Source organism: Psychromonas sp. psych-6C06 (genome assembly GCF_002835465.1).
GTDB lineage: Bacteria > Pseudomonadota > Gammaproteobacteria > Enterobacterales > Psychromonadaceae > Psychromonas.
Genome location: NZ_PIZM01000006.1, coordinates 379,768 through 400,049, shown reverse-complemented (window position 1 = coordinate 400,049; position 20,282 = coordinate 379,768). Strand labels below are relative to the sequence as shown.

General features: G+C 40.2%; 19 protein-coding genes and 1 riboswitch. Of the genes, 6 read left to right on the top strand and 13 right to left on the bottom strand.

Annotated elements, in window-relative coordinates:
• Positions 1-2 precede the first annotated feature (2 nt).
• The 12 genes from rfbC to CW745_RS10320 all read right to left on the bottom strand — a co-directional run bounded on the left by rfbC (position 3) and on the right by CW745_RS10320 (position 12,361).
• Complete coding sequence (rfbC, locus tag CW745_RS10375) at positions 3-548, bottom strand: dTDP-4-dehydrorhamnose 3,5-epimerase (protein WP_101108574.1); 546 nt, start codon at positions 546-548, stop codon at positions 3-5.
• Positions 549-571: 23 nt separating this feature from the next.
• Positions 572-1,450 carry a dTDP-4-dehydrorhamnose reductase gene (rfbD, locus tag CW745_RS10370; protein ID WP_101108573.1) on the bottom strand — a complete coding sequence of 293 codons (879 nt, stop codon included), beginning with the start codon at positions 1,448-1,450 and terminating at the stop codon, positions 572-574.
• Positions 1,438-2,334: a glucose-1-phosphate thymidylyltransferase RfbA gene (gene rfbA, locus CW745_RS10365; protein ID WP_101108572.1), complete on the bottom strand. Its 897-nt coding sequence runs from the start codon at positions 2,332-2,334 to the stop codon at positions 1,438-1,440. The genes rfbD and rfbA overlap by 13 nt, the downstream gene beginning before the upstream one ends.
• Positions 2,331-3,437, bottom strand: a complete 1,107-nt coding sequence (gene rfbB, locus CW745_RS10360) for a dTDP-glucose 4,6-dehydratase (protein WP_101108571.1) — start codon at positions 3,435-3,437, stop codon at positions 2,331-2,333. Before rfbB ends, rfbA begins: the two co-directional genes overlap by 4 nt.
• Before the next feature lie 359 nt (positions 3,438-3,796).
• Positions 3,797-4,162, bottom strand: coding sequence for an RNA-binding S4 domain-containing protein (locus CW745_RS10355; RefSeq protein WP_101108570.1), 366 nt, complete (start codon positions 4,160-4,162; stop codon positions 3,797-3,799).
• A 51-nt stretch (positions 4,163-4,213) separates the two neighbouring features.
• On the bottom strand, positions 4,214-5,332 hold the full coding sequence (gene thiH / locus CW745_RS10350; RefSeq protein ID WP_101108569.1) for a 2-iminoacetate synthase ThiH: 1,119 nt from the start codon (positions 5,330-5,332) through the stop codon (positions 4,214-4,216).
• Between the two features lie 77 nt (positions 5,333-5,409).
• Complete coding sequence (locus CW745_RS10345) at positions 5,410-6,189, bottom strand: thiazole synthase (RefSeq protein ID WP_101108568.1); 780 nt, start codon at positions 6,187-6,189, stop codon at positions 5,410-5,412.
• 2 nt (positions 6,190-6,191) lie between these two features.
• A complete protein-coding gene (gene thiS / locus CW745_RS10340) occupies positions 6,192-6,392 on the bottom strand; it encodes a sulfur carrier protein ThiS (RefSeq protein ID WP_101108567.1) in 201 nt (66 codons plus the stop codon).
• Positions 6,392-7,141: a HesA/MoeB/ThiF family protein gene (locus CW745_RS10335; protein WP_101108566.1), complete on the bottom strand. Its 750-nt coding sequence runs from the start codon at positions 7,139-7,141 to the stop codon at positions 6,392-6,394. Before CW745_RS10335 ends, thiS begins: the two co-directional genes overlap by 1 nt.
• Positions 7,142-7,150: 9 nt before the next feature.
• The gene (gene thiE, locus CW745_RS10330) at positions 7,151-8,659 is read right to left on the bottom strand and encodes a thiamine phosphate synthase (RefSeq protein ID WP_193755583.1); all 1,509 of its coding nucleotides are present in this window, start codon (positions 8,657-8,659) and stop codon (positions 7,151-7,153) included.
• A 168-nt stretch (positions 8,660-8,827) separates the two neighbouring features.
• Positions 8,828-10,810: a phosphomethylpyrimidine synthase ThiC gene (gene thiC / locus CW745_RS10325; protein WP_101108564.1), complete on the bottom strand. Its 1,983-nt coding sequence runs from the start codon at positions 10,808-10,810 to the stop codon at positions 8,828-8,830.
• Positions 10,811-10,883: 73 nt separating this feature from the next.
• Positions 10,884-10,997, bottom strand: a riboswitch (TPP riboswitch).
• A 59-nt stretch (positions 10,998-11,056) separates the two neighbouring features.
• Entirely contained in the window at positions 11,057-12,361 is a 1,305-nt protein-coding gene (locus tag CW745_RS10320; protein WP_101108563.1) for a MipA/OmpV family protein, read from the bottom strand.
• A gap of 164 nt (positions 12,362-12,525) precedes the next feature.
• Between CW745_RS10320 and CW745_RS10315 the strand changes: the two genes are divergently transcribed.
• The 6 genes from CW745_RS10315 (at position 12,526) to CW745_RS10290 (ending at position 19,739) form a co-directional block, all read left to right on the top strand.
• A complete protein-coding gene (locus CW745_RS10315; protein WP_101108562.1) occupies positions 12,526-14,319 on the top strand; it encodes an assimilatory sulfite reductase (NADPH) flavoprotein subunit in 1,794 nt (597 codons plus the stop codon).
• On the top strand, positions 14,319-16,034 hold the full coding sequence (gene cysI / locus CW745_RS10310) for an assimilatory sulfite reductase (NADPH) hemoprotein subunit (RefSeq protein WP_101108561.1): 1,716 nt from the start codon (positions 14,319-14,321) through the stop codon (positions 16,032-16,034). The genes CW745_RS10315 and cysI overlap by 1 nt, the downstream gene beginning before the upstream one ends.
• Positions 16,027-16,791 carry a phosphoadenylyl-sulfate reductase gene (locus CW745_RS10305; protein WP_101108560.1) on the top strand — a complete coding sequence of 255 codons (765 nt, stop codon included), beginning with the start codon at positions 16,027-16,029 and terminating at the stop codon, positions 16,789-16,791. The genes cysI and CW745_RS10305 overlap by 8 nt, the downstream gene beginning before the upstream one ends.
• 124 nt (positions 16,792-16,915) lie before the next feature.
• The gene (locus CW745_RS10300; protein WP_153069759.1) at positions 16,916-17,560 is read left to right on the top strand and encodes an SEL1-like repeat protein; all 645 of its coding nucleotides are present in this window, start codon (positions 16,916-16,918) and stop codon (positions 17,558-17,560) included.
• A gap of 638 nt (positions 17,561-18,198) precedes the next feature.
• Positions 18,199-18,888: a porin gene (locus CW745_RS10295; protein ID WP_101108559.1), complete on the top strand. Its 690-nt coding sequence runs from the start codon at positions 18,199-18,201 to the stop codon at positions 18,886-18,888.
• Positions 18,889-19,220: 332 nt separating this feature from the next.
• Positions 19,221-19,739, top strand: coding sequence for a hypothetical protein (locus CW745_RS10290; RefSeq protein WP_101108558.1), 519 nt, complete (start codon positions 19,221-19,223; stop codon positions 19,737-19,739).
• Here the strand turns inward: CW745_RS10290 and mobB are convergent.
• Positions 19,722-20,270, bottom strand: a complete 549-nt coding sequence (mobB, locus tag CW745_RS10285; RefSeq protein WP_343226081.1) for a molybdopterin-guanine dinucleotide biosynthesis protein B — start codon at positions 20,268-20,270, stop codon at positions 19,722-19,724. The genes CW745_RS10290 and mobB overlap by 18 nt on opposite strands.
• Between the last annotated feature and the right edge of the window lie 12 nt (positions 20,271-20,282).

Below are 20,282 nucleotides of genomic sequence, written 5' to 3'. Positions count from 1 at the left end.
CCTTATAAATCCTTAAATGCCTTAGCAACTCTATCTTTCTCTGACAACTGTAATTTCTTTAATTCTCGAGCCGTTAACGGCCACTGAATACCAATATCAGGATCATTCCACATTAAACTTCCTTCATCAGCGGGATCATAAAAGTCAGTACATTTATATTCAAAGTCAGCTATTTCGGAGAGCACTAAAAAACCATGAGCAAACCCTGGCGGTACCCAGAGTTGACGTTTATTCTCTTCCGATAAAATAACCCCTTCCCATTTACCATAAGTCGTAGAGCTTTTACGGACATCAACGGCCACATCAAACACTTTGCCTTTTACAACACGTACTAGTTTGCCTTGTGGCTTAGTTTTCTGAAAATGCAACCCTCGTAGCACCCCTTTCAATGATCTTGAATGGTTATCTTGTACAAAAGGAAGAGCAATGCCAACGAGCTCTTTGTATCGCTCAGTTTGAAATGTTTCAAGAAAGAAACCACGATCGTCACCATAAACTGTAGGCTCTATAATTTTAACATCAGGAATACTCGTTTGAATGACTTTCATTGTTACCCTTTTTGAATTTTCAATTACGTATATTGCTTAATATTTCGCAGTGCAGCCTGCCAATCACTTGCTTTAATATTGAAAGTCTTTGTTATGCACTCAGTTGCTAACTTGGAGTTTTTTGGACGCTTTGCTGGTGTTGGGTAGTCAGCCGTTGTAATAGCATTTAAAGTAGGAATTTTTTCAATCAAGCCATGTACTTTTGCTTCATTAAATATGACTTGTGCAAACTCAAACCAACTAACATGTGGTAAACCAGAGAAATGGTATATACCATATTGCGTAGATTGTTTTTTATCCACCCCAATTGCAATTGTGATGAGCGCACTAGCGATATCACCCGCATAGGTTGGCCCACCGAACTGGTCACCGACAATATTTAACGCATTGCGCTCTTTACCTAAACGAAGCATAGTTTTAATAAAGTTGCCCCCCACTTCACCAAATACCCAAGCCGTTCTTAAAATAATGTGCTTGTCACACGCTTTTATCACTTCCAGCTCACCTGCTAACTTGCTTTCACCATATACACTCTTTGGGACAGCGGAATCCGTTTCTAAGTAAAGATCTATTTTATCTCCTGAAAACACATAATCAGTGGAAATATGGAGTATAACCGCGCCAACTTTGTTTGCTGCTTGTGCGAGATACTTTGCACCATTCCTGTTAATCGCGTAGGCTAACTCGACTTCTGTTTCCGCTTTATCCACGGCAGTATAAGCAGCCGCATTAATTATAACGTTAGGTTTGAATTCATTTATTCGCTTGTACACAGCCAATTCGTCGGTAATGTCTAACCCAGCGGAGCCTAATGATAATACTTCAGCACTATCAACCTTTTTAAACTGCTTGGTAAGACTATGACCAATTTGACCATTTCCTCCAGTGATTAATACACGCATTGTTTGCCTTTTTCATTTTTTTCAGTTACCAAACGAGTCAAATATAGGCCATAGTTATTTTTCATCATTGGCTCTGCTAGTGTGAGTATTTCACTGTCTGACAGCCAACCATTGCGCCATGCTATCTCTTCAAGACAAGCTACTTTTAAACCTTGTACATGCTCAATCGTTTCTATATATGAAGAAGCTTCATAAAGGCTTTCATGAGTTCCTGTATCAAGCCAAGCAAAACCACGCCCAAGTAGCTGCACATTCAACGAATCATCTTCCAAATACATTTGATTAATACTAGTGATCTCTAACTCTCCACGAGAAGATGGCTTTACTTGTTTAGCAAATTCAACCACACGATGATCATAGAAATATAGGCCGGTAACTGCATAGCTAGATTTTGGATGAGTTGGCTTTTCATCAATAGAGAGTGCTTTCATGTTTTCATCAAATTCAACGACCCCAAAACGTTCGGGATCTTTCACTTGGTAACCAAATACAGTTGCACCCGATGGCTGCTGTGCCGCATTTTTTAACGTTTGGGTAAATGATTGCCCGTAAAAAATATTATCACCTAGCACCAAACAACAACTGTCACCATCGATAAACTCTTCACCGATAATGAACGCTTGTGCTAAACCATCAGGACTTTCTTGAATTGCATATTCGATGCGAATACCAAACGAAGAACCATCACCTAACAAACGCTTAAAGGAGTCATTATCTTCACCTGTAGTAATAACAAGGATATCTTTAATACCCGCGAGCATTAATACTGATAACGGATAGTAGATCATCGGTTTATCGTAAACAGGTAATAACTGCTTAGAAACGCCGCGGGTAAGGGGATATAGTCTCGTACCAGAGCCTCCTGCCAATATAATGCCCTTCATGATTTAATATTCTTCTGGTGCAAGGTTCCTAGGCGCTCCCCAGCATAAGAGCCATCAAGCACACGTTGCCACCAGCTTTCATTATTTAAATACCACTCAACGGTTTTACGAATGCCGGTTTCAAAACTCTCAATAGGTACCCAACCTAGCTCACGCTCAATTTTAGATGCATCAATCGCATAACGTGCATCATGCCCAGGCCTATCTGTAACAAAAGCAATAAGTTCGTTGTAATGAGTTACTGGAGATGGGGAGGTTGAAAAAGCAGGGTTATCAGCAATAGGCCTTAACTCATCAAGAATTGCACATAATGTTTTCACCACTTCGATATTTTTTTTCTCGTTATGTCCACCTATATTATAGGTTTCTCCCACCTTGCCTTGGCTAATAACTTGATAAAGTGCGCGAGCATGATCTTCTACGTATAACCAATCACGAATTTGACTACCATCACCATATACAGGTAATGGTTTTGCAGATAACGCATTTAAAATAATATGTGGGATCAACTTTTCTGGAAAATGATAAGGTCCATAGTTATTTGAGCAGTTCGTAACAATAACTGGCAGGCCATAAGTCCTATTCCAGGCTCTAACTAAGTGATCGCTAGACGCTTTGGATGCAGAATAAGGCGAGCTTGGTTCATAAGATGTTTCTTCGGTGAATAACTCATCAGTCCCTTCTAAATCACCATAGACCTCATCAGTAGAAACATGGTGAAAGCGAAATGATAATTTTTTCTCATCAGATAGCTTTGACCAGTAACAACGCGTTGCTTCTAACAAAGTGAATGTACCAACGATGTTAGTTTTCATAAAATCTGCTGGTCCATCGATAGAACGATCAACATGAGACTCTGCGGCTAAATGCATTACAGCACCTGGTCTATAAGTGTTAAATAGTTCGAGTAGCTTTTCTTTATCGCAAATATCTGTTTTTGAAAAAATATATCGGGGATTATTCTCTACTGAACCTAACGACTCTAAATTACCTGCATAGGTTAGCTTATCAACATTAATAATTTCATCATGTGTATTGTTAATGATATATCGGATAACAGCCGTACCAATAAAGCCTGCTCCCCCCGTCACTAATATTTTCATCGTTTTTATATTCCTAAAATTATTTCACAGTAATAACTAACTTAGAGATTCAATTACTTAATACTGAAAAACATATATTTTATTTTGATTAACAACCACTAATCAGCCGTATTTTATAATATTGAATAGCGATTTAATATTAGGTATGCACGGTTTTCTGACTGGTAACTACAAATGAATTTTAGTAAGAATACTAACTGGGTAGATACGTGATAGCCTGTACCACCAGCTAAAATTACGGGAGTGATCATATTGTCCAACAAGCTAACTAAATAAAGTAATCAAGTATCTAACCACATACTGCAAACGCAAACAATCAGGTCGTTTTTATTTAATTACCTTCTTCACAGAATAGATAATTAAAAACTAATTGCGCGGCGTGGTTTCTTGCCTTTAGGTTTAACTTCTTGCTCAGGCTCTGCTTGCTCAATTTCTTGGAAGGCGACTTGCTCTAACTCTGCTTCATCCACGATTTGATAATCGCCCGCTTCACCCACTATCGCAATTTGTAGGTATTGCTCGTTAAAGTAGATTTGGTCGCCTGCGTATATTTTTTTACGCTTTTGCGTTTCTACTTCGCCGTTTAAGTATACGTAGCCTTCGGCAATGAGCTGTTTTGCTTCGCCTCCGCCAGAAACGAGGTTGGCGATTTTTAATATTTTATACAACGCGGTGGGTTCTTCACGAATCTCCACCAGTGTTGCGTAAATCTCTTCTTCTGACATATAGCGTCCAATTTTTATATAGATAGAACCTAACTGCTCAGGGCTGAGTGATTACGAGCCGGTGAGGCTATGATCCCAATCCTTCCAAACCACTTCGTAGCCTTGTGCTTTAACTAGCTCTGCCATTTCAGCAGGAGAACGGTCATCGCTGATTTCAAACTGCTCTAACGCTTGCTCAGCGGCATCTGCGTAACCACCCGGCTGAGTGCTTGAACCTGCGCTTAAGGTGGTAATACCTAATGGTAACACGTTGTTTCTAAAATGCTCTGACTCGCGTGTTGATAGTGACAGCTCGACTTCCGGATTAAACAAACGATAAGCACAGATCAGTTGTACCAGCTGTTTATCATCCATCACCGATTTAATCTCCATGCCACCAGCACAGGGGCGAAGACGTGGAAAAGAGATGGTATAACGACTCTGCCAGTATTTTTTCTCTAAATAATTGAGGTGGGCAGCCACGTAAAAACAGTCGGTACGCCACTCTTCAAGACCAATTAAACAACCTAAGCCCATTTTATGAATACCCGCTTCACCTAATCTATCATGGGTATCTAAGCGGTATTTAAAATCAGACTTCTTACCTTTAAGGTGATGCTCAGCATATGTCACAGGGTGATAAGTTTCTTGATATACCAATACCGAATCGACTCCATATTCAATCAACTCTTCATACTCATGCTGATCTAACGGCTGCACTTCGATAGTGATATGTGAGAAATATTGTTTGATGATCGGTAGCGCTTGTTTGAAATATTCAACACCGACTTTGCGCTCAGACTCTCCCGTAACGAGTAGAATATGATCAAACCCCATCTTTTTAATGGCGACACATTCCGCTTCTATCTCTTTTGTATCTAATGTTTTACGACGTATCGCATTATGCATCGAGAAACCACAATAGGTGCAGATATTGCTGCACATATTAGAAAGATAAAGTGGGATATAAAACTGCTGGGTTTTGCCAAAACGTTGCAATGTTAGTTGCTGTGACTTTTGCGCCATCTGTTCTAAAAAAGGTTCTGCGGCAGGTGAGACCAGTGCTTTAAAATCTTCAAGATCTAAGCGTGACTTATTCAGTGCGCGTTGCACATCTTGGGCGGTTTTCCCATAAATAGAAAGACGTACATCGTCCCATTGGTAGTTTTTTATCTGTTCACTAAAAGTCATGTCAATCCTAAAAAGATAATGAAGGAACGATGAGCAGACAGCCTTCCAGCTTCAAGCCCTCTCGCTTTCTAGCAATTTTATCCCGCTTCTAAAAATGCAGTTAATGGGCTAGATGCGACTGCGACTTGGCTTTGCCCGCCTAGCCCTGCTAAATAGGCTTCACGCCCTGCTTCAACAGCTTTTGCAAAGGCACGACTCATGGCAACCGGATCGCCAGCAACAGCCATTGCCGTATTGACTAATACCGCATCCGCGCCCATCTCCATGGCAAGTGCCGCATGTGATGGTGCTCCAAGCCCTGCATCAACAACAACAGGAACATTAGCTTGTTCGATAATAATCTCTAAGAACTCAGCGGTTTTAATGCCTTTGTTTGAACCAATTGGCGCGCCTAATGGCATTACAGCGGCACAACCCGCAGACTCTAAATGTTTACATAAAACCGGATCGGCATGTACATAGGGCAAAACCACAAATCCAAGATTCGCTAAGCTTTCAGCCGCTTTTAATGTTTCAATCGGATCAGGTAGTAAATACTTAGGATCAGGGTGAATTTCTAGTTTAACCCAGTTAGTTTGCAGTGCTTCGCGCGCTAGTTCAGCTGCAAATACCGCCTCTTTAGCGTTACGGGCACCTGAAGTATTGGGTAATAAATTCATGCCATTTTTAATCAATGGTGCAAGGATATCATCCTCTTTGCTTTGCATATCAATACGCTTTAGCGCCATCGTCACGAGTTCTGATTGCGAGGCTTGAAGCGCGGCTACCATGGTATTTTGATCGTTAAACTTGCCGGTTCCGGTAAATAGGCGTGACGAGAAAACTTTATCGCCAATAATTAATGGATCATGACTCATTTTTAGCCCCCTGCTATCGCTTGAAAAAGAGAAACCTGATCGTTCTCTTGAAGGGTAAACGTAGCCCATTCACTGCGACTGATTATCTTCTGGTTAACAGCGACAGCACTGCCTTTTAGTGGACTTTCTAAGGTAGCCAATAACTGCTCGATATTACAGTTCTCATCTAATTCGATAAGCTTTTCATTTACGTTTACTTTCACTATCTATTTCCACATACGTTACATTGAGGGTCTTTATTAATGGCGAAGGTTTGCCAATCTAATGTTTTGCCATCAAATAGTTTTAATTTGTTTTTTATGCCAGAAGGCAAACCAGTAATATGTTTGATCGCCTCTAGCGCTTGCAAAGTGCCAATAGTTCCCACAACAGGGCCTAATACACCCGAGTTACTACAGTTGAGCGTTTGCTCTTCATCCGTAGGAAACAAGCAGTGATAACAAGCAGCTTCAGGCTCTCCATGATCGAAAAACATCAACTGCCCTTCCATACGGATAGCTGCCCCTACAATTAAAGGAACTTGCGCCTCTACACAGGCAGCATTAATCATTTGACGACTAGCCATGTTATCGGTGCAGTCTAACACCAAATTCACCATCATCAGCTCCATCATCAACTGTTCTTTATCCATTTCGCGAGTAATGCTACGTACACGTACTTCGGGATTAAGTTGTTCAAGACGCTGCTTCATTAGCGCGACTTTATCTGTGCCAATATCTGCGGTTTTATAAGCTATTTGACGCTGTAGGTTACTCACCTCTAAACAATCAAAGTCTGCAATAACGATTGAGCCGACGCCGGCTGCAGCCAAATAAAGCGAAGCGGGAGAGCCAAGTCCGCCCATGCCGATAATTAAAACTTTACCTTTTTTCAGATCTTTTTGGCCCAGCTCTCCTACCTCTTCTAATAATAGGTGGCGACTGTAACGCAACATTTCGGCATCGGTTAACATGGCGGTTCCTTATTTCATGATGTCATTAAATCGACTAATAACATCCTCATAGTCATCGGCAAGGGTAATAGCAGTGACAACAGCGATACTGCCCACCCCTGTTTTATAAACATCTGGCGCACGTTGTAAGTTTATACCACCAATCGCAACTGTGGGTGTTTCTGCCAATAAAGCTGCATATTTAGCTAAACGTCCTAAACCCTGCGGATCACTGGGCATATCCTTGGTTTGTGTTTCAAAGATATGTCCTAGCGCGATATAACTTGGCTTTAACTGCTTAGCACGCTGAATTTCATAATAACCGTGGGTACTTAACCCCAAGCGTAAACCAGCTTCGGCAATTTGAGGCAAGTCGGCAACATCCATATCTTCTTGACCTAAGTGCACACCATAAGCACCATGTTTAATCGCCAATTGCCAGTAATCATTGATAAATAGTCGTGCATCGTATTTTTTACCCAGTGCAATCGCATCGATGATCTGCTGTTCAACTTGCTCTGGCTGTTTATCTTTAATACGAAGTTGAAGCGTTTTCACGCCACTTTTTAATACTTTTTCTAACCATTCAACACTATCCAAAACTGGATATAAACCAAGCTTATGAGTATCACAACTTACAAAGCCAGGTCCCGCTTCTAAAGTGCCTTGCAGATCTAATTCATAACCGACTTTTGACTCAGGAAGTACCACTTCTGGGAAGTCGGCGTTATCACTTGGCCAGCCAAAGTGTGCAATAGCACCTTCGCCTTTGCCGAGTTGTTTGGAACCTTTTAAGCCTTGATTTAAGTAGGCTTTAGCGATAACCAACGCATCTTCTACAAAGTAACTTTGTGCCATAGTCGCAGCCAATGCACTTGATAACGTACAACCTGTACCATGTGAATGCACATTCTCTAAACGCGGACTCGTTAACGCGATCTCACGTTCGCCATCAAAGTAATAGTCGATACACTGCTCTTCTAAAAACGGTAAGTGGCCACCTTTAATCAATACACTTTTACAGCCCATTTCGATCAGTTTTTCAGATGCCCCTTTTAGTGATTCACCACTAATTAACATGTGCCCCGACAGCGTAAACACCTCTTTGGCATTAGGTGTTAACAGATCAATCACCGGCAGTAACTGAGATTTAATCACCTCGTTAATGCCCTCTTCTGTCATTTCATCCCCCGTTGACGCAACCGCCACCGGATCATAAATAACAAAAGGTGCAACCGACCAGCTTGCTTTATATTCGGCTAACTTTTCAGCTAATATTTTCACATGCTCGATACTAGCAATCAGACCAATTTTAATGATTTTTGCCGGCATATCGCTGGCCAATGCATCCAACTGCGCGATAAACATTTTATCGGAGACACTTTCAACCAAACTCACCGTTTGAGAGTTCTGCGCCGTCACCGCACTGATCACACTGCAACCATCAGCACCTAATGCTTTAATGGTATGTAAATCAGCCTGTATGCCCGCACCAGCACTTGAATCGGAACTTGCGATTGTCCAAACAATATTGCTCATTATTAACCTTTGGTTAGTTTGTAGAAATTAGTGATACTAATATTTATTTTTAATATATTTCATGAAGATTAAGCACTAAGAGGTTTAGTTCAAATCAAGAAGAAAGCGCGCAGTTGATAAGCATCAATGAGCACTTTCGACGCAGAGTTGGGCTAAACCTCGACGTGATTAAGCTTTATCTAGTACTGGAGGTTGATATATCTCTGCTCCTGAGTCATTAAACTCTTTCGCTTTAGCTGCCATGCCTTCTTCTGCCGTCATGGTGATCGTTTCATCTAAGATCTTAATTGAGATCTCACCTGAGTCTAACTTATCACTGAAATCACGTACATCTTGAGTGATTTTCATTGAGCAGAATTTAGGACCACACATTGAGCAGAAATGCGCTACTTTGCCAGACTCTTGTGGCAATGTTTCATCATGGTATTCACGCGCAGTTACCGGGTCTAAACCAAGATTAAACTGATCTTCCCAACGGAATTCAAAACGAGATTTAGATAATGCGTTATCACGAATTTGCGCCCCCGGATGACCTTTTGCTAAATCAGCGGCGTGTGCAGCAAGTTTGTAAGTAATCAAACCTGTTTTAACATCATCTTTATTTGGCAGACCTAAATGCTCTTTGGGTGTTACATAACAAAGCATTGCACAACCGTACCAACCGATTTGAGCGGCACCTATACCAGAGGTAATATGGTCGTACCCCGGTGCGATATCAGTCGTTAATGGACCTAATGTGTAGAAAGGTGCTTCAAAGCATTCTGTTAACTGTTTATCCATATTTTCTTTAATCATCTGCATAGGTACGTGTCCCGGACCTTCAATGATCACTTGCACATCATATTCCCATGCAACTTTAGTTAATTCACCTAAAATTTCTAACTCAGAGAATTGTGCTTCATCGTTTGCATCTGCAACTGAACCTGGACGCAGACCATCACCTAGTGATAACGCCACATCGTACTGCTGACAAATTTCACAGATCTCTCGGAAGTATTCATAAGCAAAGTTTTCTTTATGGTACGTCAGACACCACTTCGCCATGATAGAGCCACCACGTGAAACAATACCTGTAACACGCTTAGCGGTCATCGGTACAAAACGTAATAAAACACCCGCGTGAATGGTAAAGTAATCCACACCCTGCTCTGCTTGTTCAATTAATGTATCGCGGAATACTTCCCACGTTAGGTCTTCAACCACACCGTTTACTTTTTCAAGTGCTTGGTAGATTGGCACCGTACCGATTGGCACTGGCGAGTTACGCATGATCCACTCACGAGTTTCATGAATATTACGACCCGTTGATAGATCCATTACCGTGTCACCGCCCCATAGCGTTGACCAAACTAATTTTTCAACCTCTTCTTCGATTGAAGATGAAACCGATGAGTTACCGATATTAGAGTTAACTTTCACTAAAAAGTTACGACCGATGATCATTGGCTCTAATTCTGGGTGGTTAATGTTTGATGGAATGATTGCGCGGCCTCGAGCGACCTCTGAACGAACAAATTCAGGGGTAATCGATTCCTGTAAATTTGCGCCGTAGCTTTGACCTGCATGTTGAAAGTGCAACGCTTCACATTTAATACGATCACGACCTTGGTTTTCACGAATGGCAATGTATTCCATTTCAGGTGTAATAATACCTTGGCGAGCATAGTGTAATTGCGTAACACACTTGCCTTTTTTAGCACGTAATGGTTTTGGTAAATTTTCAAAACGCAGTTCATTTAAAGAATCATCCGCTAAACGCTCCTTAGCGAAATCAGAAGTCACCCCTTCTAACGCTTCAACATCATCACGCGCTTCTATCCACGCTTTACGTAATTTTGGTAAACCCGCATGCACGTCGATTTTAGTGTTTGGATCTGTGTAAGGCCCAGAGGTATCGTAAACCGGAATTGGCTCATTTTTTTCAAATACAGGGTTTTCTTCCGTGCCGCCGACAAAGGTATCAGTTTGGTGGATTTGACGCATCGCCACTTTAATAGGATGAATTTCACCATCAATGAAAATCTTTTCTGAATTCGGATAAGATTCATTGTTTAAGTTTTGAATGTAGTCTTGCGCTGCTTGACGCGATTCACGACGAGAGAGACCTTTACGATCGGTGGTTTTTAATGTTGAGTTGATTTCTTTGGACATAGCAATCTTTACCTTCAGTAGTTTTAAGAGTGCTTATCGAATATGTGTGGCAAGTTAAAAGAGATCCAATGATGATCACTTTATTCCTGTTCCCTTCGTAGGTATTAGCCTAATCAGGTTCCACGGATCCCGCATAATAGCGGTCTCAGCCCTTTTCTAATAAATAGGGGCACTCCGACAAGATGCACGCAGTATAAAAGAAACTCAGCGCAAATTAAAGCGATGTTAATATTCAATCACGCAGGACTAAAAATGCCACTGTAAATAAATAGTATTGTAATTACTACCGCCTTTACTGCGTCCAAACATCGAGCTACTTTCAAAAATAGCAGAGCGATGATGGATAGAATAACCAAGCCAAAGTTTATCTAACGCTTTCACATTAGTCACATCGCCAAGGTTCACATCAAGTGTAAAGTCTAAATAATTTAATATCTTACTTCCCGGGTTATCAGGATCATCATTATGTTCGATATAAGTAATATCTGAAACATATGAAAGCCCTTCGGCAAAACCAAATCGCCAACGAACGGGCCAAGTAAAGGTGTAATAGGCTTTTATCGCTAAAACATATTCTGTTAACGGATCTTGCACTTCAGAATTAAAGTGATATACAAAACCAGGGGTAAAATAGAATTCAATGGGTAGGCCAAAAATAGATTCCGTCAACGGGATACCGTAAAACAGTGAACTTAAGCGATTATTGTATTCATCTTTTTCGGTGTCGCCGTTAATTATTTCGCCAATGTTGGAAGGTGTTGCCCAACCATAGGCAAGGCGCAAATAATGGTTATCTGGCAAGGTTAGTGTTTCTTGATTTTTTTTATCGTTAAAGAAACCAAAGCCTAAATAATATTCTGTCTCAACACGTGAATTAATCAGTTCACTTTGATAAGTATGATTACCAAGTACGTTAATACTCATCTCACCAAGCAGGTAAAGATTGCTAAACAAGTGATAACGGGCTTCGGTACCAAATTTTATATCTAAGTCACTGCCAATATCATCTTGCCCAAAACCATAATAAAGGTTATTAAATTCACCACTTTTATAACGAAACGTACTATATAGATCTATATCCCAATCGTTATGATCGATTTGATAGCGTAGATTAGCATTGCCATAACTATTGCCATAGACATCAGAAAGTAGCTCTAACTGCAACGGAAAGTGAGGTTGAAGCAAATATTCAAACTGTAAGCCCATATCGATATTAGTGCCTTTATATTCGCGTTGAAACTCTTTAGGAATATCAAAGTAACGGTAACGCCCTAAAATACTCGCACTGAACTTCTCTTCCTGATAAAAACGTAGCCCGCCTGATTCGCCTCGTAAAAAAATATATTCCCCTTCGTAATACATTTTGGGTACAAAGTCATTAACATGGCTCTCCTGTGAAATATCATAGGGAATGGAAGCATTTCGCACTCCAATAGCAATTCCCCAGTCAGGAACAGTCTCCGACCATGTAGCTTTGGTCTCTGAATTAAGCGCTTCACTCGCGAGTAATGCACTTGGAAAAATAAATAAAAATAAGTAAAACAGTGGCATAGTAAATCCTTCATGGTGTTATTGATTATACGACAGAGATCACTAAAAACAGAAAAATATTCGATTAATTCCATTTTGTTATAAAAAAGCCCCTTTTGTTCTTTTGTTGTTATAAAGCAGAGGAGTAAACTCGCCCAATCTTTTGTAATAGTGGAAATAGTTTCATGGCATTAACGAATCTCTCGGCATTAACTTCGCCATTATCTGAGTTGCAGTTATCACAACTACAACAAGCGATGGCTGGACTTGACCCAATGCAGACAGCATGGGTGAGTGGTTATTTAGCAGGCGTAAGCCAAACTCCCGTTAGCGCGCAAGCAACGGTAAGCTCAGGACAGAGCTTAACCATTTTATATGGTACACAAACAGGTAACTCAAAAGGTGTAGCAGAGCAACTAGGCGCAGCAGCAGATGCTAAAGGCATTGCACACCGTGTTGTTTCGATGGCTGATTACAAAGTTAAAAGCATTAAAGATGAAAGCCATCTCATCATTGTTGCCAGCACCAATGGTGAAGGCGAGGCCCCTGATGATGCGATTGACCTACATGAATTTTTAGCAACTAAAAAAGCCCCAAAATTAAACGACTTAAAATTTGCAGTGTTAGGCTTAGGTGATTCAAGTTATGAATTCTTCTGTCAAACAGGTAAAGACTTCGAGCAACGCATTAGTGCATTAGGCGCAACGATTATTGCTGAACGTTTAGATGCAGATGTTGATTACGACCAAGTAACAGGCCCATGGATCGACAACGCTTTAAATGAAATAGAAAAAACGATAGAAAAAGGTGGTGTTGCAAGTGCTCCGGTAGCTTCTGTCGCAGGCGCTGTATCAGCAAACAAATACGACAAGCAAAACCCTTTCGCGGCAAGCTTGATTGTTAGCCAAAAAATTACCGGTGACCAATCAGCAAAAGATGTACGCCATATCGAAATTGATTTAGAAGGTTCTGATTTAACTTACACAGCGGGTGATGCGCTAGGCGTGTGGTTTAAAAATGATGCAGCACTAGTTGCACAAATCATCGCTAAATTAAACCTTGATGCAAGCACAGAAGTAAGCGTTGATGATAAAACTGTTTCATTGAGCGAAGCGCTAATTGAGTCTTACGAATTAACAGGAACGCACCCAGGATTTGTAGAAGGTTATGCAACCTTAACAGGTAATGCAGCTTTACTTGAACTTGCTAGCGATAAAAATGCACTACGCGACTTTGCTAATAACAACCAGATTGTTGATGTAATTTCTGATAGTGGTAATGATGCAGTCACCGCTGAAAACTTCTTAGCGCTATTACGCCGTATCAGCCCTCGATTATACTCTATCGCTTCTAGCCAAACAGAAGTTGAAGAAGAAGTACACTTAACGATTGGCTCTGTATTGTTTGAAAATGAACAGGGTGAAAAACGTTCAGGTGGTGCATCAGGCTTCCTAAACCACCGTTTAGCAGAAGGTGAAGAAGTTAAGGTATTTATCGAAGATAACCATAACTTCCGCTTACCAGCTAACCCAGAAACGCCAATTATCATGGTTGGTCCTGGTACAGGTATCGCGCCGTTCCGTTCATTCATGCAAGAGCGTGAAGCGACAGATGCAACGGGCAAAAACTGGTTACTATTTGGCGACCAAACCTTCAACGAAGATTTCCTATACCAAGTTGAATGGCAATCGCACCTAAAATCAGGTCTGTTAACAAAATTAGACCTCGCATTCTCACGCGATCAAGCACAAAAAATCTATGTACAAGATCGCTTAAAAGAAAATGCAGCTGAGGTTTACCAATGGTTACAAGATGGCGCGCACTTCTATGTATGTGGTGATGCTAACCGTATGGCTAAAGATGTACACACAGCACTAATCGAAATTATCAGTGAGCAAGGTAACAAGAACCTTGAAGAAGCTGAACAAGAATTAAATGAATTACGTAAAGCAAAACGTTACCAAAGGGATGTTTACTAATGAGCCAGAAGCCAACTCAAAAACTACACGATAACGAGCGTATTAAAATTGAAAGTAATTTTCTTCGCGGTAAATTAGTTGAAGGCATTAACGATACTACAACAGGTTCGTTTCCTTCTGATGAAGTACAACTGGTTAAATTCCATGGTTTATATCAACAGGATGACCGTGACCGTCGTGCAGAGCGTAAAAAGCAGAAGCTAGAGCCACTATACTCTTTTCTTCTTCGTGCTCGTTTACCGGGTGGCGTATTAACGCCACAACAATGGTTAGAGATTGACCGCATTGCTGAAGAGTTAACTGATGCAGGTAGTATTCGTATTACCACACGTCAAACATTTCAGTACCACGGCATTTTCAAGCGTAATCTTAAGTCTGTTTTCCAAGAGCTTAAGTTTAAAGCCAACATTGATGCGATTTTCACAGCTGGTGATGTTAACCGTAATACGATTTGTACATCAAACCCTGAACAATCAGTTTTACACACTGAAGTTTATGAGTTATCAAAAGCGATCAGTGAACACTTCCTACCAAAAAGTAATGCTTATGCAGAGATTTGGTTAGACGGTGAAAAAGTCGTTGATACACAAGAAAATGAGCCTATTTATCAAAACATTTTCTTACCGCGTAAATTTAAAATTGCCGTTGCGCTTCCACCGTATAACGATGTGGATATTCACGCAAACGACTTAAACTTTATCGCCATTATTGATGGTGAAGGTGATGACGCTAAAATTAGCGGTTACAACGTGGTAGTAGGTGCAGGCCTTGGTATGACACATGGCGATAAAACAACCTTCCCACGTTTAGGTGACGATTTTGGTTTTATCCCTGTAGATAAAGTAATGGCAGTGGCAGAAGCCGTGGTAACGACACAACGTGACCTTGGTGGTCGTGTAAGTCGCTCTCATGCACGTACTAAATACACGCTAGAAACACATGGTATTGAGACGTTCAAGCAAGAAGTTGAAAAACGTGCTGGCATTACTTTCGCAGCACCAGGTGCTTACGAGTTTACAGAACGTGGCGACCGTATCGGCTGGGTTAAAGGTATCGATAATAAATGGCACTTAACAGTATTTATCGAAAATGGTCGTATCTTAGACTTTGATGGCAAACCATTAAAATCTGGCTTAAACAAGATTGCTAAAGTACACACAGGTACGTTCCGCATGACGGCGAACCAAAACTTAGTGATTGCAGAAGTGGAAGAATCACAAAAAGAACTTATCGAGAAAATGGCACGTGAGTGTGGTTTGATTGATGACGGCACAACGGACCAACGTAAATACTCAATGGCTTGTGTGGCATTACCCACTTGCCCATTAGCAATGGCAGAAGCTGAGCGCTACCTACCAGGTCTAACTGACGACGTTGAAGGGCTACTTGAAAAACACGGTATTGCGAAAGATAAAATTATTTTGCGCGTTACCGGTTGTCCAAATGGCTGTGGTCGTTCAATGCTGGCTGAAATCGGCTTAATTGGTAAAGCACCAGGGCGTTATAACCTTTACTTAGGTGGTAATACCAACGGTACCCGTCTGCCGAAAATGTATAAAGAAAACATTGATGAAGCAACGATTGTAGCAACACTAGACGATTTAATTGGCCGATGGTCAAAAGAGCGTAACCAAGATGAATGCTTTGGCGACTTCTCTATTCGCGCCGGCATCGTTAAAGAAGTAGTCATTGCGGCTAAGGATTTCCATGACTAAAAAACTCGATCTACAGCATCTATTAAGCTTAGATAAAGCGCAACGTACAGAGGCGCTTCGCGACGTCAACGCTTTACTTGAGTCTAAAACCGCTATCGATCGCGTAAAATGGGCTGTTGAAAATCTTGAAACGGAGCTGGTATTAACGTCAAGCTTTGGCATTCAAGCGGCAGTCTGTTTACACCTGATAACCACAGTGAAACCTGATATTCCGGTTGTACTGACGGACACTGGTTATCTTTTCCCGGAAACTTATCAATTTATTGATAAATTAACCGAGCAGCTTAATCTTAATTTAAAGGTTTACAGTGCAAAACAAAGTAGTGCATGGCAGGAAGCGCGCTACGGTAAACTTTGGGAACAGGGCGTCGAAGGCTTAACACAATATAATCTACTCAATAAAGTTGAACCTATGCAACGCGCACTGAAAGAGCTCAATGCGAAAACATGGTTCTCAGGTCTACGTCGCGATCAATCTTCAACGCGTGGCGATTTACCTGTATTGAGTATCCAAAATGGATGTTTCAAGTTTTTACCTATCATAGATTGGTCGAATAAAGATGTTTTCTATTATCTCAAAGAGCACGGTCTTGAGTACCATCCTCTGTGGGATGAAGGCTATGTTTCTGTCGGTGACATGCAAACTTCACGTCCATTAGAAGTTGGTATGAGTGAAGAAGATACACGCTTCTTTGGGCTCAAGCGTGAATGTGGTCTCCACGAAGAGCAAACCGAAGATCAAGGTAGTGGTATTTAAAACTCAATATACTTCCTACTAAACTAAAGCCTTCGCATCGCGAGGGCTTTTTTTCACTAAATTTTCAAGAAAAGACTTAATTGGCCGATACTAGTAGATAGCACATTGCAGAAGGAGCAATCACATGTTTTACAAACACATTCTATGCGCATTGATTAGCTTTGGATATTGCATTGCGCTACTTGCAAATGATAATGGCTTTGATGGCTATAAAGGTTATGACGTTATTCAGATTTATAGCCAAGATGAACTGAATGCGCTTATTTACGAAAATAAGCACCTGCAACGGGTAAAAAAAGATGACTGCCAACTTGTTGAAGATATTGAAGCACATGCATTAAAAATAAAAGAGCCATCATATGTTTACTTATGGGGAGATATGTTGGCATGGGGCGTCTGTATTGAACGTAATGCACCATTAGGTATGCATTACATAAAACAATCGGCAAAACAGGGGCTGTTACCTGCTATTGAACAACTTGGCCGTTATTATGAAAAAGGCATTCTAGTCCGAGAAAATAAACAACGAGCCATTATCTATTTTCGAGAAGCCGCTCTCCAAGGTTTTGTCAAAGCACAAATTAATTACGTCCAGATGTTAAATCAAGGTTATGGTAGCCCGCTAGATTATGAAGATGCCTACAACGCACTTTTTCATAGCGTCATTAGCGACCCTATTACGCAAGTAAAAGTACAAAAAATGCTTGATAAGCTCGCCTCTAAAATGCCAGAGTACATTGTTAAACGTGCTCAAATTGAAGCCATTTAAATTGAGTGACACCAACATCAAGCACCAAAAGTGAGACAAAAGTCTCACTTTTTAGAGTTAATGCAAAGCATCAGTTTCAATGAACAACTAAAAAGCGACGATAAAAAAACACATTTTATTGACAAAAAAACAACTAAAATGAATACGGGTTAGCACATAGGTGGCTACTAACACATCAAAGAAAATACATTTATCTTGTTGCTAAAATTCTGCTAACAATCCCCCAATAAACCTACATTTCAGAATTAAAAGAGAGGAAGGCGCTACATAGCTTTTTAAAAAGCTTAAAAAAAGCGTGATTTTTTATCTAATTTAAAGTGACAAAAACAGGTTTACGACGGCATTACAACTTTAATGAAAAGAACATTTATTTGACTTTTACACGCAAAGTACGATTATTTCTCTCTAAAATTCGACTTGCTTGATAACAACGAATTACTTTATAGTTATTTCAACTTAAATCGGTACGGAATTTTACCGATGGTTGCTTGATTAATATTCTTTATCTGTAGACCAGTAAATGGCAAATGATAATGAAACTTCATGGAATTGAAACCTCAATTAACAGCACCTCGCTAACATGGAGTAAGTGAAATTTACTAGGATTTCAAACTTTATTAATACTAAGGCACAGCACTATGAAAAAACTTTCTTTAGCAGTAGCATGTTCTTCTCTTCTTATCTCTCCTCTTGCTTTTTCTGAACAAGCAGAAGTTATCAATGAAGGTATTTTTGGTACCTCATATGTAACAGGTAATGTCCAGTTTCATGATTCTGATATGCATGGTTCTTCAGCTACTTCAACGCTAGAAGCAGGCCATACATTTAAATCTGGCACCACGCTATTAGTTGAGTTCGATGGCATTCAAATTGGTGATTTAAAAACAGATTACAATGCACCAGCATATATAACACTAGGTGCAGAACAAGCATTTAATATTAACGATAACTTTTGGGTTGCTGTTGGTTACCATCACCTGCTAGCAAATGGCGAAGCCGTTCAGCACCGACCTCTTGTTAAAATTGGTTATAATTTTGATAATGGTATCTCTATTTCGAACCGAACTCGTTGGCACTTAGATGCAATCGATGATAATGATGATACTCGTATGGATAACGCGATTGCTTACACTTTCCAAGACTCACCTATTAACCTAAAATATAATAATGTATATATGTTAGATAGTGAAAGCATGGACCATGAGTTACGTGCTACTTGGACTCGTTCAGGTGTACAACCATATGCAGAGTTCCGTAGCCAAGGCAATAACGTAGACGGCCAAGATTCAAATAATGCATTCGTCATTGGCGCATCTTACGCTTTCTAAATAAATAAGAAGCTATCTTAAACCCAAGCAGTTGCTTGGGTTTTTTGTCTTTTTCTCCTCAATACTCAACATTAATCACCCCGTTAAATTCAAGCTTTCCGCTACACTTAAATGAGTCATATATTGAACGAAAATAGTATAATATCTATTAGTAAAAACATTCTGCATAATAGTGTGGGTAGGCCTTGTTAAGAAAAGATGATAAAGGGCAAGCCCCATGATTAAGTAATAGCCCGTTGTTATGATTGCATGTAACCTCGTTATCTATTATTTTAACTAACAAGATAAATCAGATATTTATACGGATTGGTATAATCCTTTAAGGAGCAAAAATGTATAAGCTATTTCTTACATTGTTACTAATCAGTTTTTCACCTTTATCAAACGCAAATGTGGCAGAAATATCGGCAGGTAGCACATTAAAAATGCGCGTGGCAGAGCAGGTTGATAGCAGAGTACGTCAACCCGGTTACAAGTTTAGAATCACACTTGATAGCGATATTGTGAAAGAGGGGAAAACGCTTTTAAAGTCAGGCGCAACAGGCCAAGCAATGATCAGTGAAATACAGCGCTCAGGAAAAGGTCTGGATGCTCCTGCAATTATCGTAACTTTACACTCAATCACCATTAACAAACGAGCAATTAAAGCAGAGAGTTTTCCGGTAGCGGGAAAAGGTAAAAGCCAAGAACGTTCAACTGTTGGCGAAAATAGAGATGATGAAGAGCAAGTTGTCAGCAGACAAGGGCAAGAGATTTCAGCCACTATTCCTGTTATTACCAGAAATTACGATATTAGTATCAGCGAAGGTAATGTAATTTACTTTATTTTAAAATCACCTATTAAGCTTTGAGCGCTGTGTTTGCAAATAATCTAAAATAAACTGAATTAACTGCGATAAGTTATTAATATCTAACTGTGTTACATGACAGTTTTGCAGCTTCTTATCGCTCGCTAACGCAATAATATTGGTGTCATTTTCAAATAGGTAAGCTTTATTTAGTGACGAACGGTGCAACTCTATTTTATTAAAGGGCTCATCACGATAACCTTCTACCAGCACTAAATCTAAACAGTCTGCATCGAGTAACTGCAACTGCTCACTCAGTTTTTTATCCTCTTTTTTCTCATACTCATTGAAAAGAATGGCGCGTTTTGTGCCCGCTAACAATAATTGACAAGCTCCCGCTTTGCGAAGCTGATAACTATCCTTACCCGGTTTATCTATCTCAATATCATGATGGCTATGTTTAACGACAGCAATGTTTAAACCAAGTGCAGTTAATTGCGGAATAAGTTGTGTTAATAATGTAGTTTTTCCGGTGCCACTATAAGCAGCAAAACCTAATAGGGGCACAGAAAAATTATTTAATGATGACATCATTTAACCTTATGA

What these genes read in the sequence shown, in the direction of transcription:
- CW745_RS10355 (WP_101108570.1), bottom strand. Translation starts at nt 4,162, where the DNA reads ATGTCAGAAGAAGAGATTTACGCAACACTGGTGGAGATTCGTGAAGAA.
- rfbD (WP_101108573.1), bottom strand. Translation starts at nt 1,450, where the DNA reads ATGCGTGTATTAATCACTGGAGGAAATGGTCAAATTGGTCATAGTCTT.
- CW745_RS10345 (WP_101108568.1), bottom strand. Translation starts at nt 6,189, where the DNA reads ATGAGTCATGATCCATTAATTATTGGCGATAAAGTTTTCTCGTCACGC.
- thiE (WP_193755583.1), bottom strand. Translation starts at nt 8,659, where the DNA reads ATGAGCAATATTGTTTGGACAATCGCAAGTTCCGATTCAAGTGCTGGT.
- CW745_RS10335 (WP_101108566.1), bottom strand. Translation starts at nt 7,141, where the DNA reads ATGTTAACCGATGCCGAAATGTTGCGTTACAGTCGCCACCTATTATTA.
- thiC (WP_101108564.1), bottom strand. Translation starts at nt 10,810, where the DNA reads ATGTCCAAAGAAATCAACTCAACATTAAAAACCACCGATCGTAAAGGT.
- CW745_RS10295 (WP_101108559.1), top strand. Translation starts at nt 18,199, where the DNA reads ATGAAAAAACTTTCTTTAGCAGTAGCATGTTCTTCTCTTCTTATCTCT.
- CW745_RS10315 (WP_101108562.1), top strand. Translation starts at nt 12,526, where the DNA reads ATGGCATTAACGAATCTCTCGGCATTAACTTCGCCATTATCTGAGTTG.
- CW745_RS10320 (WP_101108563.1), bottom strand. Translation starts at nt 12,361, where the DNA reads ATGCCACTGTTTTACTTATTTTTATTTATTTTTCCAAGTGCATTACTC.
- CW745_RS10290 (WP_101108558.1), top strand. Translation starts at nt 19,221, where the DNA reads ATGTATAAGCTATTTCTTACATTGTTACTAATCAGTTTTTCACCTTTA.
- CW745_RS10300 (WP_153069759.1), top strand. Translation starts at nt 16,916, where the DNA reads ATGTTTTACAAACACATTCTATGCGCATTGATTAGCTTTGGATATTGC.
- thiH (WP_101108569.1), bottom strand. Translation starts at nt 5,332, where the DNA reads ATGACTTTTAGTGAACAGATAAAAAACTACCAATGGGACGATGTACGT.
- CW745_RS10305 (WP_101108560.1), top strand. Translation starts at nt 16,027, where the DNA reads ATGACTAAAAAACTCGATCTACAGCATCTATTAAGCTTAGATAAAGCG.
- rfbB (WP_101108571.1), bottom strand. Translation starts at nt 3,437, where the DNA reads ATGAAAATATTAGTGACGGGGGGAGCAGGCTTTATTGGTACGGCTGTT.
- cysI (WP_101108561.1), top strand. Translation starts at nt 14,319, where the DNA reads ATGAGCCAGAAGCCAACTCAAAAACTACACGATAACGAGCGTATTAAA.
- mobB (WP_343226081.1), bottom strand. Translation starts at nt 20,270, where the DNA reads ATGATGTCATCATTAAATAATTTTTCTGTGCCCCTATTAGGTTTTGCT.
- rfbA (WP_101108572.1), bottom strand. Translation starts at nt 2,334, where the DNA reads ATGAAGGGCATTATATTGGCAGGAGGCTCTGGTACGAGACTATATCCC.
- rfbC (WP_101108574.1), bottom strand. Translation starts at nt 548, where the DNA reads ATGAAAGTCATTCAAACGAGTATTCCTGATGTTAAAATTATAGAGCCT.